The organism is Diaphorobacter sp. (assembly GCF_050251835.1).
In the GTDB taxonomy this organism is placed as follows: domain Bacteria; phylum Pseudomonadota; class Gammaproteobacteria; order Burkholderiales; family Burkholderiaceae_C; genus JBFXIE01.
In genome coordinates this window covers 138,222-151,681 of the sequence record NZ_JBFWLZ010000003.1, presented here as the reverse complement: position 1 = coordinate 151,681, position 13,460 = coordinate 138,222, and the positions used below count along the sequence as shown (strand labels likewise).

Here is a 13,460-nt window from a genome sequence, read left to right as displayed (position 1 = left end):
GCGCTGATCAGCACGGCATCACTGCTGCCCCCGTTGCGCACCCACCGCCTGACCTGGGCGGTCAAACCCACATGACCATGCCTGAAACCTCGCAGCCCTTCCTCCCCTTCGCCCGCCCCGACATCACCGACGCCGAGATCGCCGCCGTCACCCAGGCCCTGCGCTCGGGCTGGGTCACCACCGGCCCGCAGACCCGCGCTTTTGAGCAGGCTTTTACCGACTACCTGGGCGGCAACGGGCTGCAGAGCATCGCCGTCAACTCAGCCACCGCCGGCCTGCACCTGGCGCTGGAGGCGCTGGGCATAGGCCCGGGCGACGAGGTGATTGCGCCCACCCTCACGTTCACGGCCACCGTGGAGGTGGTGCGTTACCTGGGCGCCGACCCGGTGCTGGTGGACGTGGACCCGGTCACGCTGAACATGGCCCCCGAGGCCATCCGCGCCGCCCTCACCCCGCGCACCCGCGCCATCATGCCGGTGCACTACGGCGGGCTGGCCTGCGATATGGACGCCATCCTGGCCATCGCGCGCGAGCACGGCCTGAAGGTGGTGGAAGACGCCGCGCACGCCCTGCCCACCACCTGGCAGGGCACCCTGGTAGGGCAGTTGCCGTCTGACGTGACGGTGTTCAGCTTTTACGCCAACAAGACCATCACCACCGGCGAGGGCGGCATGGCCGTCACGCGCCACCCGCAGCTGGCCGAGCGCATGCGCGTGATGCGCCTGCACGGCATGAGCCGCGATGCATTCGACCGCTTCACATCCAAAACCCCCGCCTGGTATTACGAGGTGATCGCGCCCGGCTTCAAGTACAACCTGACCGACACCGCTGCCGCACTGGGCCTGGTGCAATTGCAGCGCCTGCCGCAGTTTGCGCAGCGGCGAGAGCACCTGGCGCAGCGCTACCACGCGCAGCTGGCGGGCCTGCCGCTGGTGCTGCCTGCCAGCGCCCCGGCGGGCGATGTGCATGCCTGGCATCTGTACGTGGTGCGGCTGGCGCCGGGCGCGCGCCTGGGGCGCGACGCACTCATCCAGGCGCTGTCAGACCGGGGCATTGGCACCAGTGTGCATTACGTGCCGTTGCACCGCCACCCCTATTGGCGCGACCGCTACCAGCTCACGCCCGAGCAGTTTCCGCAGGCCGATGCGGCCTACCAGACCATGCTCAGCCTGCCGCTGTTCACCGCCATGAGCGATGCGGACCAGGATCGCGTGATTGCCGCGCTGCACGAGTTGCTGGGCTGAGCCCGCCATGCCCAAGCGCCTGTTCGATGTCGTCTTTGCCGCCCTGGCGCTGCTGCTGCTGGGCCCGGTGCTGCTGGCCGTGGCGCTATGGGTGCTGTTCGACTCACCCGGGCCGGTGTTCTTCCGGCAGCAGCGGGTGGGCCGTGGCGGACAACTGTTTGGCATCTACAAGTTCCGCACCATGCGCGTGGGCGCCGAGGCGGCGGGGCCGCAGATCACCGTGGGGCACGATGCCCGCATCACCCGCGCCGGCGCCTGGCTGCGCCGCAGCAAGCTGGACGAACTGCCGCAGTTCTTCAACGTGCTGCGCGGCGACATGAGCGTGGTGGGCCCGCGCCCCGAGGTGCCGCGCTATGTGGCGCTGTACCCCGCCGATGTGCGCGACACGGTGCTGTCGGTGCGCCCCGGCATCACCGACCTGGCATCGATTGCCTTTCGCGACGAGAGCGTATTGCTGGCCAACAGCCCCGACCCCGAGCGCACCTACACCGAGCAGATCCTGCCCACCAAACTGCGCTATGCACAGCACTACGTGCGCAAGCGCAGCCTGTGGCTGGACTTGCGCATCATCGTCTGGACGGTGCTGGCGGTGCTGGGCTGGCGCATCAAGCCGGCACTTGAAACCAACCCTGCGGCAAAACCCTAAAATCGCCCGTTTGCCCACAAGCCCCTCGGCACCATGTCTGAACACAATCAAGCCCCCACCCAGCCCCAGGACGAAAACCAGCTCATCGCCGAACGCCGCGACAAGCTCAAGGCCCTGCGCGAGGGCCAGGCCCAGGGCCGGGGCGTGGCGTTTCCCAACGATTTCAAGCCGGGCCACCGCGCAGCCGCCCTGCAAGAGCAATACGGCGCGCTGGAAGGTGAAGCGCTGGAGGCGCAGGCCGTGCCGGTCAGCGTGGCCGGCCGCATGATGCTCAAGCGCGTGATGGGCAAGGCCAGCTTTGCCACGCTGCAAGACGGCTCGCTGGGCGACATCGGCGGGCGCATCCAGCTGTACGTGACGCGCGACGGCGTGGGTGAAGACGTGTATGCCGATTTCAAGCGCTGGGACCTGGGCGACATCGTGGGCGCCGAAGGCCTGCTCATGAAGACCAAGACCGGCGAGCTGTCGGTCAAGGTGACACGCCTGCGCCTGCTCACCAAGAGCCTGCGCCCCATGCCCGACAAGTTCCACGGCGTGGCCGACCAGGAGGTCAAGTACCGCCAGCGTTATGTGGACCTGATGACCGACGAAGCCGCGCGCCGGCGCTTCGTTGCGCGCAGCAAGGCCGTGGGCAGCATCCGCGCCTTCATGATGGAGCACGGCTTCCTGGAGGTCGAAACCCCCATGCTGCACCCCATCCCCGGGGGTGCCAACGCCAAGCCCTTCGTGACGCACCACAACGCGCTGGAACAAGAGATGTACCTGCGCATCGCGCCCGAGCTGTACCTCAAGCGCCTGATCGTCGGCGGCTTCGAGCGTGTGTTCGAGATCAACCGCAGCTACCGCAACGAAGGCATCTCGGTGCGTCACAACCCCGAGTTCACCATGATGGAGTTCTACGCGGCCTACTGGAACTACCTGGACCTGATGGACTTCACCGAAACGCTGATCCGCGACGTGGCAGCCAAGGCCACGGGGGGCCTGCAGCTGAGCTACCAGGGCCGCGAGGTGGACTTGTCGCAGCCCTTCAAGCGCCTGACCATCCGCGAGGCCATCTACCAGTACACCGAGGCCGGCGCGCACGTGGACGATGCCGCATGGCTTATCAGCGCCCTGAAAAAGCTGGGCATGACCGAAGAAAAAGACCGCCTGTCCACGCGCAGCCTGGCCAGCCTGCAGGTGCTGTACTTTGAAGAAACGGTGGAAGACAAGCTGTGGCAGCCCACCTTCATCATGGAGCACCCCACCGAGATCAGCCCGCTGGCGCGCGCCAACGACGCCCGCCCCGAGGTTACCGAGCGCTTCGAGCTCTACATCACCGGGCGCGAGTTCGGCAACGGCTTTTCCGAGCTGAACGACGCCGAAGACCAGGCCGCGCGCTTCAATGCCCAGGTGGCTGCCAAGGACAGCGGCGATGACGAGGCCATGTTCTTCGACCACGACTTCGTGCGCGCGCTGGAATACGGCATGCCCCCCACCGGCGGCTGCGGCATCGGCATTGACCGCCTGATGATGCTGCTGACCGACAGCCCCAGCATCCGCGACGTGATCCTGTTCCCCGCCCTGCGTCGCGAACACTGACCACAACCACAGCCGAGCATCACCGTCCCATGAGTGCCTCTGCCCAAGCCAACGCTGTCGCCCAGACCTTCCCGTACTTGGTGCGCGAGCCCTTCAGCGTGCTGCTGGTCGAGGACCAGGCCGCCCTGCGTGCCTCACTGACCAGCCAGTTGCACCAGGTGGGGGCCTCCGAGGTGCTGGAAGCTGCCACGGCCGACGCGGCGCTGCAGTTGTTCAGGCTGCGCCGGCCCGACCTGGTGCTGCTGGACATCCGCCTGCCCGGCGGCAACGACGGCTACTGGGTGGCCCAGCGCATGCGCGAGGCCGAGCCCGACGGATGGACGCCCATCATCTTTCTGTCAGGGCTGGACGGCGAGCTGGACGTGTGGCGCGGCATCGAAGTCGGCGGTGACGACTACCTCGTCAAACCGGTCAAACCCATCGTGCTGGCCGCCAAGCTGCGCGCCATGCGCCGGCTGCGCGACATGCGCCGGCGACTGGTGACGCTGACCGAAGAGCTGCACGTCGCCAACCAGCGCCTCAACGAGATGGTCGAAATGGACCCGCTGACCGGCCTGGTCAACCGCCGCGGCTTTGACCGCATGCTGCACAGAGAGATCCTGGCCGGCCGGCGCGACGGCACGCCGCTGACGCTGATGCTGTGCGACCTGGATCACTTCAAGAGCTACAACGACACGCTGGGCCATCTGCAGGGCGATGCCTGCCTGAAAGAAGTGGCCCGTGTGCTGCGCGAAGTCTGCATGCGCCCGCGCGATGTGGCCTCGCGCTACGGCGGCGAAGAATTTGCGCTGATCCTGCCGAACACGCCGCGCTCGGGCGCCATGACGTTTGCCCGCGCACTGGGCAAGTTGCTGCAGGCGCGCGACATCGCCCACCCTGGCTCTCCCGGCGGCAACACGCTCACCCTGTCGGGCGGCATCACCACCTGCGTGCCCGACGAAACCACCAGCGCCGAGAGCATGCTGATGCGCGCCGACGAGGCCCTGTATGCCGCCAAGGCGCAGGGGCGCAACCGTTTCTTCAGCTTCGAGATGCAGATGGACACCATCGAGCAGCGCCAGCTCTGAAAGGCCGCCCCGCCTTGTCACCCACCCGCTCACCCGCACCGCCATGCTGCCACGCCTGAAAACCGCCCTGCCGCTATGGATGCATGACTGGCTGGACATCATCGTGCCCGGCGTGCAGATCGTGCTGATCGTGCTGGCGGCCCTGCTGCTGCAGCGGCTGCTGCTGCGCATCATCATGCGCGCCAGCGACCACTACCAGTTTCCGCACGAGCTGCTCACGCCCCTCAACGCCGTGGTGCGCTGGCTGATTCTGGGCAGCGCGGGCCTGGTGGTGCTGGAGCGCCTGGGCGTGTCGGCGGCCGTGCTGTGGACGGCATTCACCGGCTTTGCCACCGTCGGCGCCGTGGCCTTCTTTGCAGCGTGGAGCGTGCTGTCCAACCTGTTTTGCGCCTTCTTGATCTTTACCGTGGGACCGTTTCGCGTGGGCGACCACATCGAGCTGCTGGACACGGCGGAAAAGCCCGGCGCCCTGGGCCGCGTGGTGGACATCAACCTGCTCTACACCACGCTGGAAGACGTCAGCGTGCCCGATCCCGGCACTCTGCTGCAGATTCCCAACGCGCTGATCTTCCAGCGCGTGGTGCGCCGCTGGCCCGCAGGCACACCCGTGCCCGCCAGCAAACTGCGCCCCACTGATGCTGCACCCGCATCTGCAGAAGCCGGCAGGCACTGATTCGGCCCTTCTGAAATGCTATCAATAAAGTAGCTACCAGCGCTCTTCATACAAGCGCTGGAGGTTGATTTGGCACTGATTGGCGACATGCCCCAGACCCAGCCGCAAGCCTGCCCCCGCTCGCGCCGTCATTGCCGTGAAGGCGGCAATCCAGCGCCTAGCGCGCAGAGTGGATTCCCGCATTCGCGGCAAAGCCGGGGGTGCAGGCAGCACGTTTGCTGCGTTATTGATAGCTGCCAGCGCATGCCAATTAAGGGATACGTGGCGATTTGACATGATTGCCAAAGTGCTTTAGCAAAAATCACCTGCGCAAACCACCCAGAGTTACCCTGTTGCCATCAAGGCACACATGGTCAATTCTCAGCGCCTGGGTCTCAGTCCCGCACGGGGCCTTTTTGAGACCGCCCTATCCACTGCCGAGAAAACCCTATGAGCACTTCGTTTCGCATGCCTTCCATCGTTGCCGCACTGGGCCTGGCCGGTGCCACCCTGCTCTGCACCGCGCATGCCCAGATCAAGGTTGCCATGGTGATGCCCACCACCGGCCCGCTGACGCAGTACGGCGACATGGTCAAGGAAGGCGTCACCACCGCCGTCGAAATGGCCAACGCCGCGGGCGGCGTGGGCGGCAAGAAAATCGAGCTGGTCGCCATCGACGATGCCTGCGAACCCAAGCAAGGCCCCGTGGCCGCCAACCGCGTGGTCAACGCCAAGATCGGCTACGTGATCGGCCCCGTGTGCTCGGGCGCCTCCATTGCCGCCGCGCCCATCTACAACAACGAGGGCGTGGTGGTGATCACCCCGTCGGCCACTTCGCCCGCGCTGACCGACGGCAAAAACTACCAGTTCATCTTCCGCACCATCGGCCGCGACGACCAGCAGGGCCCCGCAGCCGCCAAGTTCATTGCAGAGAAAGCCAAGCCCAAGAAGGTGGCCGTGCTGCACGACAAACAGTCCTACGGCCAGGGCATCGCCTCGTCCGTGCGCGACGACCTGAAGAAGGCCGGCATCAACGTGGCGCTGTTTGAAGGCATCAACGCCGGTGACAGCGACTACTCTGCCGTCATCACCAAGCTCAAGGGCGCGGGCGTGGACTTCGTCTATTACGGCGGCTACCACCCCGAAATGGGCCTGCTGCTGCGCCAGGCCGGCGAGCAGGGCCTGAAGGTGCGCATGATGGGCCCCGAGGGCGTGGGCAACCCCGAGGTGAACGCCATTGCCGGCCCGGCCGTCGAAGGCATGCTGGTGACGCTGCCGGCCGACTTCTCTGCCAACCCCAGGAACGCGGCCGTGGTGGCCGCCTTCAAGGACAAAAAGCGCAACGCTTCGGGTGCGTTCCAGCTCACCTCTTTTGCCGCCACGCAGGCGCTGCTGGCGGGCCTCAAGGCCGTGGGCGACAATCCCGCCAAGGTGGCCGAGTACCTGCACAAGAGCACCATCGACACCGTGCTGGGCCCCGTCTCCTGGAACAAGCAGGGCGACCTCAACAGCTTTGACTTCCAGGTCTTCCAGTGGCACAAGGACGGCGGCAAGAGTCCGGCCGCCAAGTAAGACTGCGTTTCCGCCCCGAGGGTGCGTTGCGCAAGCCACGCACCCTCGGTTTATTTCACCAGGCCCTATGGGCCTTTTCCTGTTGAGGGGTGGCACGCATGTCTGATCTCTTACCCCAGCTGATACAGCAACTGTTCAACGGTCTTTCGCTGGGCGCCATCTACGCCCTGATCGCCATCGGCTACACCATGGTGTACGGCATCATCGGAATGATCAACTTCGCCCATGGCGACATCTACATGATCGGCGCCTACATCGGCCTGGTCACGCTGTCGGCCGTCGGCGTGCAAAGCGGCCTGCCGGTATGGGCCGTCATCGCGCTGATGCTGGTGGTGGCGGTGGCCATTACGGGCGTGTATGGCTTTGTGGTGGAGCAGGTGGCCTACAAGCCGCTGCGCAGCAGCCCGCGCCTGGTGGCGCTGATCTCGGCCATCGGTATGTCCATCTTTTTGCAAAACTGGGTGGCGCTGGGCCAGGGCGCGCGCGACATGGCCGTGCCGTCGCTCATCCCCGGCGCGCTGCGCTTTGGCACCGAGGGGGGCTTCGAGGTATACGTGCCCTACTCGCGCATCCTCATCATCGTGGTGGCGGTGGCGCTGATGATCGCGCTCACGCTGTACATCCAGCACTCGCGCATGGGGCGCGCCTCGCGCGCGTGCTCGCAAGACATGCACATGGCCAACCTGCTGGGCATCGACACCAACCGGGTGATCTCGTTCACCTTCATCCTGGGCGCCATGCTGGCCGCCGTGGGCGGGGTGCTGATCGCGCTGGCGGTGGGCAAGCTCAACCCCTTCATTGGTTTTCTTGCGGGCATCAAGGCCTTCACGGCGGCGGTGCTGGGGGGCATTGGCTCCATCCCGGGCGCCATGCTGGGCGGTGTGATTCTGGGCGTGGCCGAGACCCTGGCCGCGGCCTACATCTCGTCGGAGTACAAAGACATCGTGGCCTTTGGCCTGCTGGTGCTGATTTTGCTGGTGCGCCCCACGGGCCTGCTGGGCAAGCCTGAAGTGGAGAAAGTCTGATGCACGCCGCCGGTTTTTCCTCCCATCTCAAAAACGCGCTGATCGCCACCGTGCTGGCGGCCATCGTGGTGCTGCCCATCTTCACGCTGCACCTGGAGCGCGCGGGCACGCGCACCATCATCGTGCCCGAGTGGAGCACGCTGCTGTGGGGCTGCCTGGCGGTGTTTGTGGTGCAATTGCTGCGCCCGCTGGTTGCGCCGAAACTGCCGCGCTTTGCCCTGCCCCGCCTTGCGCGGGCCGCGCCGGGCCAGCGCAAGGTGCTGATCTTCGTGGCGCTGATGCTGGCGGCATCGTGGCCGTTCTTCGCCGGGCGCAACGCCGTGGACATCGCCACGCTGGCCATGATCTACGTGATGCTGGGTCTGGGCCTGAACATCGTCGTCGGGTTTGCTGGCCTGCTCGATCTGGGTTTTGTGGGCTTTTACGCCGTGGGGGCCTATACCTACGCACTGCTGTTTCACTGGGCCGGCTGGAGCTTCTGGGAGGCCCTGCCCCTGGCTGGCGCAGCGTCGGCGCTGTTTGGCTTCGTGCTGGGCTTTCCGGTGCTGCGCCTGCGCGGCGACTATCTGGCCATCGTCACGCTGGGCTTTGGCGAGATCATCCGGCTGCTGCTGGTCAACCTGACCGACTGGACGGGCGGGCCGGACGGCATCTCCAGCATCCCCAAGCCCACGGTGCTGGGCCTGGAGATGACGCGCAACCCCACCGTGGAGGGCGGCACCACCTTCCACCAGTTTTTTGGACTGGAGTTCAACTCGCTGCACATGGTGATCGCGCTGTACCTGATGGCGCTGCTGCTTGCGGTGGTCACGCTGTTCATCAGCAACCGCCTGATCCGCATGCCCATCGGCCGCGCCTGGGAGGCGCTGCGCGAAGACGAGATCGCCTGCCGCTCGCTGGGCCTGAACCCCATGAGGATCAAGCTGTCGGCCTTTACCCTGGGCGCCATGTTCGCGGGCTTTGGCGGCGCGTTCTTTGCGGCGCGCCAGGGCATCGTGAACCCCGAGTCGTTCACCTTCATCGAGTCCGCGCTGATCCTGGCCATCGTGGTGCTGGGCGGCATGGGCTCGCAGCTGGGCGTGATCGTGGCGGCCATCATCCTTACCGTGCTGCCCGAGCTGGCGCGCGAATTCTCCGAATACCGCATGCTGATCTTCGGCCTGGTCATGATTTTGATGATGGTGTGGCGCCCGCAGGGCCTGCTGCCCATGAAGCGCCACCATGTGGAGGTGCCCGCATGAGCGCCGCCTTGCTTGAAGTGAAAGACCTGTGCATGCGCTTTGGCGGCCTGCTGGCGGTGGACCATGTGGGCTTCGACGTGAAGCCGCAGGAGGTGTTCGCCATCATCGGCCCCAATGGCGCAGGCAAAACCACGGTATTCAACTGCATCAGCGGCTTTTACCGGCCCAGCACCGGCCAGATTGCGCTGCAGGGCCGGGCCATTGCAGGCCATACCAGCCACCAGGTGGCGCGCCATGGCGTGGTGCGCACGTTCCAGAACGTGCGCCTGTTCAAAGGCATGACGGTGCTGGAGAACCTGCTGGTGGCCCAGCACCACCAGTCGCGCGCGCCGCTGCTGGCGGGCCTGTTCAACACCGCGCGCTACCGCAAGAGCGAAGCGGAGAAGATCGATCGCGCCATGCACTGGCTGGACGTGATGGGCCTGCGCGACTTCGTGAACCGCGAGGCCGGCAACCTGGCCTACGGCCACCAGCGCCGCCTGGAAATCGCGCGCTGCATGATCACCCAGCCGCGCCTGCTGATGCTGGACGAGCCCGCCGCCGGCCTGAACCCGCAGGAGAAAAAAGACCTGCAGCAGCTCATCGACCAGCTGCGCCGCGACTGCGGCGTGACGGTGCTGCTCATCGAGCACGACATGGGCCTGGTGATGGGCGTGTCCGAACGCATCCTGGTCATGGAATATGGCAAACCCATCGCCACGGGCACGCCCGACGCCATTCGCAACGACGAACGGGTCATCAAGGCCTATCTGGGAGAAGCATGATGGGCCAGACACCAATCCGACCCATGCTGCAGGTGGAAAACCTGTCCACCCACTACGGCGCCATCTGCGCCGTGAACGGCGTCAGCCTGCATGTGAACCCCGGCGAGATCGTCACGCTGATCGGCTGCAACGGCGCGGGCAAGACCTCGCTGCTCATGACCCTGTGCGGCACGCCGCGCGCCAGCAGCGGCACCGTGCGCTTCGAGGGCGAGGACATCACCCGCCAGCCCACGCACCTCATCATGCGCAAGGGCATCGCCGTCTCGCCCGAAGGGCGGCGCATCTTCTCCAACCTGTCGGTGATCGACAACCTGAAGATGGGAGGCTTTTTCCAGGACGGCTCCGCCGTCGAGGCGGGCATCGCGCATGTCTTCCAGCTCTTTCCGCGCCTCAAGGACCGCGCCAGCCAACGCGCGGGCACCATGAGCGGCGGCGAACAGCAAATGCTGGCCATCGGCCGCGCGCTGATGAGCAAGCCGCGCCTGCTGCTGCTCGACGAGCCCACGCTGGGCCTGGCGCCGCTGATCATCGCGCAGATCTTCGAGATCATCCAGGCGATCCGCGCCGAGGGCGTCACCGTGTTTCTGGTGGAACAAAACGCCAACCGCGCCCTGCAAATCGCCGACCGCGGCTACGTGCTGGAAAACGGCCGCGTGGTGCTGGAAGACACGGGCGCTGCGCTGCTCACCAATGCCGACGTGCGCAAGGCGTATCTGGGGGCTTGAGCCGAAAAGGCGTGAACGACCCCACCATGCCCAATCGAGGCGGCCAAGGGGGCGTGCAGCCTACGGCTCGTTGGAATCGTTTTTCTTCTTCTTGCCTTGGTCGTAATGCCACTTGATGGCAAAGAACATGCACGTGCCGAACACGAGCACCTTGAACGTAATGAAGACTATGGGAACCCAATCCATCGCTGTTACCTGACCCTGTTGATCGTGAGGAGCAGATCCTCGAAACACCGCTTGCGCAGCCTCTGGCAACGCAGCGCATCAATCCCCCAGACACACACCGATGTTGCGTGCCGTGATGATCAGCTCATGCTGAAGCGACACCGTGCGCTGAGTGTTGGCCACGTCGGCGATCGGCACGCTGCCGATGCGGCCGTCCTGCAGCGTGACCATGCGGCCGAGCCGCCCTTCGATCACCAGTTGCGCGGCGTGGTGGCCAAAGCGCGTGGCCAGCACGCGGTCAAAAGGGGTGGGGTCGCCGCCGCGCTGCACATGGCCCAGCACGGTGGTGCGCACCTCGCTTTGCAGGTGCGGCTGCAGTTGCTCGCGCAGCACATGGCCCACGCCGCCCAGGCGCACCGGGTCCGGGCTGTGGGCCACATGTTCGCGCACGGTGAGGCTGCCGCCGCGCGGCTTGGCGCCCTCGCCGATGCAGATGATGGAGTAGCGCTGGCGCTTTTCGCGCTGCTGGCAGCGTGCCGCCACGGCTTGCAGGTCGTAGTCGATCTCGGGCAGCAGGATCACGTCGGCAGCGCCGGCAAGGCCGGCCTCCAGGGCCAGCCAGCCCGCGTGGCGGCCCATGGTCTCGACGATCATCACGCGGTGGTGGCTGTTGCCAGTGCTTTCCACTCGGCGCAGCGCGTCGGTCACGGTGGCCACCGCGGTGTCAAAGCCAAAGCTGCGCTCGCACAGGGCGATGTCGTTGTCGATGGTTTTGGGCACGCCCACGCAGGCCAGGCCGATCTGGCGCAGGCCGTGTGCCAGGCTCATGGTGCCGTCGCCGCCGATGACCACCACCACGTCCAGCCCCAGGGTGCGCACGTTGCGCTGCACCTGCGCCAGCGTGGCGGCGTCCCTCAAAGGATTGGCGCTGTTGCTGGTGCCCAAAATGGTGCCGCCCATGTGCAGGATGCCCGACACCTGATCCCAGCGCAGCACCCGGGTGCGCGGCTGCCCCCCCATCAGGCCCTCGAAGCCGTCTTCGATGCCCAGCACCTGCACGCCCTTGCACTGCCCATGGCGCAGCAGCGACTTGGTGACCGCGCGGATCACCGCGTTCAGGCCAGGGCAGTCGCCCCCGCCCGTGAGCACGCCTACGCGCAACGTCATGGCAAGAGGTCCAGCGCGTGCATGTAGGCGGGCTGCACCATCAGCTCGTCCCACGGCTGGGGCAATGTCTCGGGCAGCAGGGCCAGGCGGCGCGACTCGCTGTCGGCGCCGGGTTGCCAGCGGCCCTGGGCGCGGGCCTGCTCCAGGCCGTCGATCAGCTCGTCCACCGCAGCGCCGTCGCCCAGGCTTTGGTTGCACAGCAGCACCAGGTCGCAGCCGGCAGCCAGCGCGGCCACGGCGGCGTCGGTGTAGCTGACCGGCTGGCCTTTGATTCCGTCCAGGCGCCGCGCGCCCTCCATGCTCAGGTCGTCGCTGAAGATGGCGCCGTCAAAGCGCAGACGGCGCCGCAGGATGTCCTGCAGCCACCTGGCCGAGAAACCCGCCGGGCGGCTGTCCACCTTGGGGTAGATCACGTGCGCGGGCATGACGCTGGTGAGCACGGTGGACAGCCACGGGTAGGGCGCCGCGTCGTCGGCCAGGATGGCGGTGAGGCTGCGGCGGTCCACCGGTATCTCGGTGTGCGAATCAGCCTTGACGAAGCCGTGCCCCGGAAAGTGCTTGCCGCAGTTGGCCATGCCTGCCTGCAGCAGCCCCTGCATGAGCGCGCGCGCCAGCATGGCCACCACGCGCGGGTCGCGGGCAAAGGCGCGGTCGCCGATGACGCCGCTGGCACCGTAGTCCAGGTCCAGCACCGGCGTGAAGCTGAAGTCCACGCCGCAGGCGCGCAGCTCGCTGCCCAGCACGTAGCCAGCCGCCGTGGCGGCGTTCATGGCCTGCAGGGCGCCGCTGCCCTCGCGGTGCTTGCTGCCTTTGCCGTCATTCATCCACAGCTCGCCAAAGGCGCGCATGGGCGGGATGTGCGTGAAGCCGTCGGTCTTGAAGCGCTGCACGCGCCCGCCCTCGTGGTCCACGCAGACCAGCAGGTCGTCACGCACTGCCTTGATGGCGGCCGTCAGCTGCAGCAGCTGCGCGCGGTGCTCCCAGTTGCGGGCAAACAAAATCACGCCGCCCACCAGCGGGTGGGCCAGGCGGCGGCGGTCGGTGGCCGTGAGGCGGGTGCCGGCCACGTCGATGATGAGAGGGGCGTGTTCTGTCATGGGTTGCGCGCTTTCTTTTTGATAGCTGCCAGCGCTTTCTGTACCTGCGCTGGGGGCTGATTTTGGTGTTAATCCTTTTCGACCACGCAAAAGCTGGCGGCGTAGTCGCTCTCGTCGGTCACGCTGATGTGGCAACGCAGGCCGCGCGCGGCAAACCAGTCACGCAGCGCGCCATGCAGCACGATGGCGGGCTGGCCGGTAGGCAGGTTGGTCACCTCGCAGGCGCGCCAGGTCATGGGCATGCGCATGCCCAGGCCAATGGCCTTGCTGAAGGACTCCTTGGCGGAAAAGCGCGTTGCCAGGTAGCGCACGCCGCGCTCGGGCCAGCGTGCCGAGCGCGCGCGCCAGGTAGCCAGTTCGGCATCCGCCAGCACTTTTTCGGCAAAGCGGTCGCCGTGGCGTGCCAGGCTGGCGCGGATGCGGCGCACGTCGCAGATGTCGGTGCCAATGCCGTAGATCATGGTTTATGCGTCAAACAGGCCGATAGCGCTCGCTGATCAAGCGCTGGCAGCTA

The 13,460-nt window shown here is 66.4% G+C and carries 14 protein-coding genes; 10 read left to right on the top strand and 4 right to left on the bottom strand.

The annotated features are described in order from the left end of the window. Positions 1-71: 71 nt before the first annotated feature. From AB7E35_RS02360 to AB7E35_RS02315, 10 genes are all read left to right on the top strand, one after another. Positions 72-1,244 carry a DegT/DnrJ/EryC1/StrS family aminotransferase gene (locus AB7E35_RS02360; protein WP_428162413.1) on the top strand — a complete coding sequence of 391 codons (1,173 nt, stop codon included), beginning with the start codon at positions 72-74 and terminating at the stop codon, positions 1,242-1,244. 7 nt (positions 1,245-1,251) lie between these two features. Continuing rightward, positions 1,252-1,890 carry a sugar transferase gene (locus AB7E35_RS02355; RefSeq protein ID WP_428162412.1) on the top strand — a complete coding sequence of 213 codons (639 nt, stop codon included), beginning with the start codon at positions 1,252-1,254 and terminating at the stop codon, positions 1,888-1,890. 33 nt (positions 1,891-1,923) lie between these two features. Next, positions 1,924-3,471, top strand: coding sequence for a lysine--tRNA ligase (lysS, locus tag AB7E35_RS02350; protein WP_428162411.1), 1,548 nt, complete (start codon positions 1,924-1,926; stop codon positions 3,469-3,471). A 29-nt stretch (positions 3,472-3,500) separates the two neighbouring features. Then, entirely contained in the window at positions 3,501-4,538 is a 1,038-nt protein-coding gene (locus tag AB7E35_RS02345; RefSeq protein WP_428166998.1) for a GGDEF domain-containing response regulator, read from the top strand. Positions 4,539-4,581: 43 nt separating this feature from the next. Continuing rightward, on the top strand, positions 4,582-5,211 hold the full coding sequence (locus AB7E35_RS02340; protein ID WP_428162409.1) for a mechanosensitive ion channel domain-containing protein: 630 nt from the start codon (positions 4,582-4,584) through the stop codon (positions 5,209-5,211). Between the two features lie 429 nt (positions 5,212-5,640). After that, a complete protein-coding gene (locus AB7E35_RS02335) occupies positions 5,641-6,762 on the top strand; it encodes a branched-chain amino acid ABC transporter substrate-binding protein (RefSeq protein ID WP_428162408.1) in 1,122 nt (373 codons plus the stop codon). A 98-nt stretch (positions 6,763-6,860) separates the two neighbouring features. Next, positions 6,861-7,787, top strand: coding sequence for a high-affinity branched-chain amino acid ABC transporter permease LivH (gene livH / locus AB7E35_RS02330; protein WP_428166997.1), 927 nt, complete (start codon positions 6,861-6,863; stop codon positions 7,785-7,787). Continuing rightward, entirely contained in the window at positions 7,787-9,028 is a 1,242-nt protein-coding gene (locus AB7E35_RS02325) for a high-affinity branched-chain amino acid ABC transporter permease LivM (protein WP_428166996.1), read from the top strand. Before livH ends, AB7E35_RS02325 begins: the two co-directional genes overlap by 1 nt. After that, complete coding sequence (gene livG, locus AB7E35_RS02320; protein WP_428162405.1) at positions 9,025-9,792, top strand: high-affinity branched-chain amino acid ABC transporter ATP-binding protein LivG; 768 nt, start codon at positions 9,025-9,027, stop codon at positions 9,790-9,792. Before AB7E35_RS02325 ends, livG begins: the two co-directional genes overlap by 4 nt. 23 nt (positions 9,793-9,815) lie before the next feature. Then, entirely contained in the window at positions 9,816-10,517 is a 702-nt protein-coding gene (locus AB7E35_RS02315) for an ABC transporter ATP-binding protein (RefSeq protein ID WP_428167001.1), read from the top strand. 60 nt (positions 10,518-10,577) lie between these two features. Here AB7E35_RS02315 and AB7E35_RS02310 read toward each other — a convergent pair whose 3' ends face one another. From AB7E35_RS02310 to acpS, 4 genes are all read right to left on the bottom strand, one after another. Then, positions 10,578-10,703, bottom strand: a complete 126-nt coding sequence (locus AB7E35_RS02310; protein WP_428162437.1) for a hypothetical protein — start codon at positions 10,701-10,703, stop codon at positions 10,578-10,580. Positions 10,704-10,781: 78 nt separating this feature from the next. After that, positions 10,782-11,843: a 6-phosphofructokinase gene (locus tag AB7E35_RS02305; RefSeq protein WP_428162435.1), complete on the bottom strand. Its 1,062-nt coding sequence runs from the start codon at positions 11,841-11,843 to the stop codon at positions 10,782-10,784. Between the two features lie 2 nt (positions 11,844-11,845). Then, on the bottom strand, positions 11,846-12,946 hold the full coding sequence (nagZ, locus tag AB7E35_RS02300) for a beta-N-acetylhexosaminidase (protein ID WP_428166995.1): 1,101 nt from the start codon (positions 12,944-12,946) through the stop codon (positions 11,846-11,848). Positions 12,947-13,014: 68 nt separating this feature from the next. Then, complete coding sequence (acpS, locus tag AB7E35_RS02295; RefSeq protein ID WP_428162403.1) at positions 13,015-13,407, bottom strand: holo-ACP synthase; 393 nt, start codon at positions 13,405-13,407, stop codon at positions 13,015-13,017. Positions 13,408-13,460: the final 53 nt, after the last annotated feature.

Coding starts and splice junctions, on each gene's coding strand:
- AB7E35_RS02315 (WP_428167001.1), top strand. CDS start 9,816: ATGCTGCAGGTGGAAAACCTGTCCACCCACTACGGCGCCATCTGCGCC.
- AB7E35_RS02340 (WP_428162409.1), top strand. CDS start 4,582: ATGCTGCCACGCCTGAAAACCGCCCTGCCGCTATGGATGCATGACTGG.
- nagZ (WP_428166995.1), bottom strand. CDS start 12,946: ATGACAGAACACGCCCCTCTCATCATCGACGTGGCCGGCACCCGCCTC.
- livH (WP_428166997.1), top strand. CDS start 6,861: ATGTCTGATCTCTTACCCCAGCTGATACAGCAACTGTTCAACGGTCTT.
- AB7E35_RS02310 (WP_428162437.1), bottom strand. CDS start 10,703: ATGGATTGGGTTCCCATAGTCTTCATTACGTTCAAGGTGCTCGTGTTC.
- AB7E35_RS02335 (WP_428162408.1), top strand. CDS start 5,641: ATGAGCACTTCGTTTCGCATGCCTTCCATCGTTGCCGCACTGGGCCTG.
- acpS (WP_428162403.1), bottom strand. CDS start 13,407: ATGATCTACGGCATTGGCACCGACATCTGCGACGTGCGCCGCATCCGC.
- AB7E35_RS02355 (WP_428162412.1), top strand. CDS start 1,252: ATGCCCAAGCGCCTGTTCGATGTCGTCTTTGCCGCCCTGGCGCTGCTG.
- AB7E35_RS02345 (WP_428166998.1), top strand. CDS start 3,501: ATGAGTGCCTCTGCCCAAGCCAACGCTGTCGCCCAGACCTTCCCGTAC.
- AB7E35_RS02360 (WP_428162413.1), top strand. CDS start 72: ATGACCATGCCTGAAACCTCGCAGCCCTTCCTCCCCTTCGCCCGCCCC.
- AB7E35_RS02325 (WP_428166996.1), top strand. CDS start 7,787: ATGCACGCCGCCGGTTTTTCCTCCCATCTCAAAAACGCGCTGATCGCC.
- lysS (WP_428162411.1), top strand. CDS start 1,924: ATGTCTGAACACAATCAAGCCCCCACCCAGCCCCAGGACGAAAACCAG.
- livG (WP_428162405.1), top strand. CDS start 9,025: ATGAGCGCCGCCTTGCTTGAAGTGAAAGACCTGTGCATGCGCTTTGGC.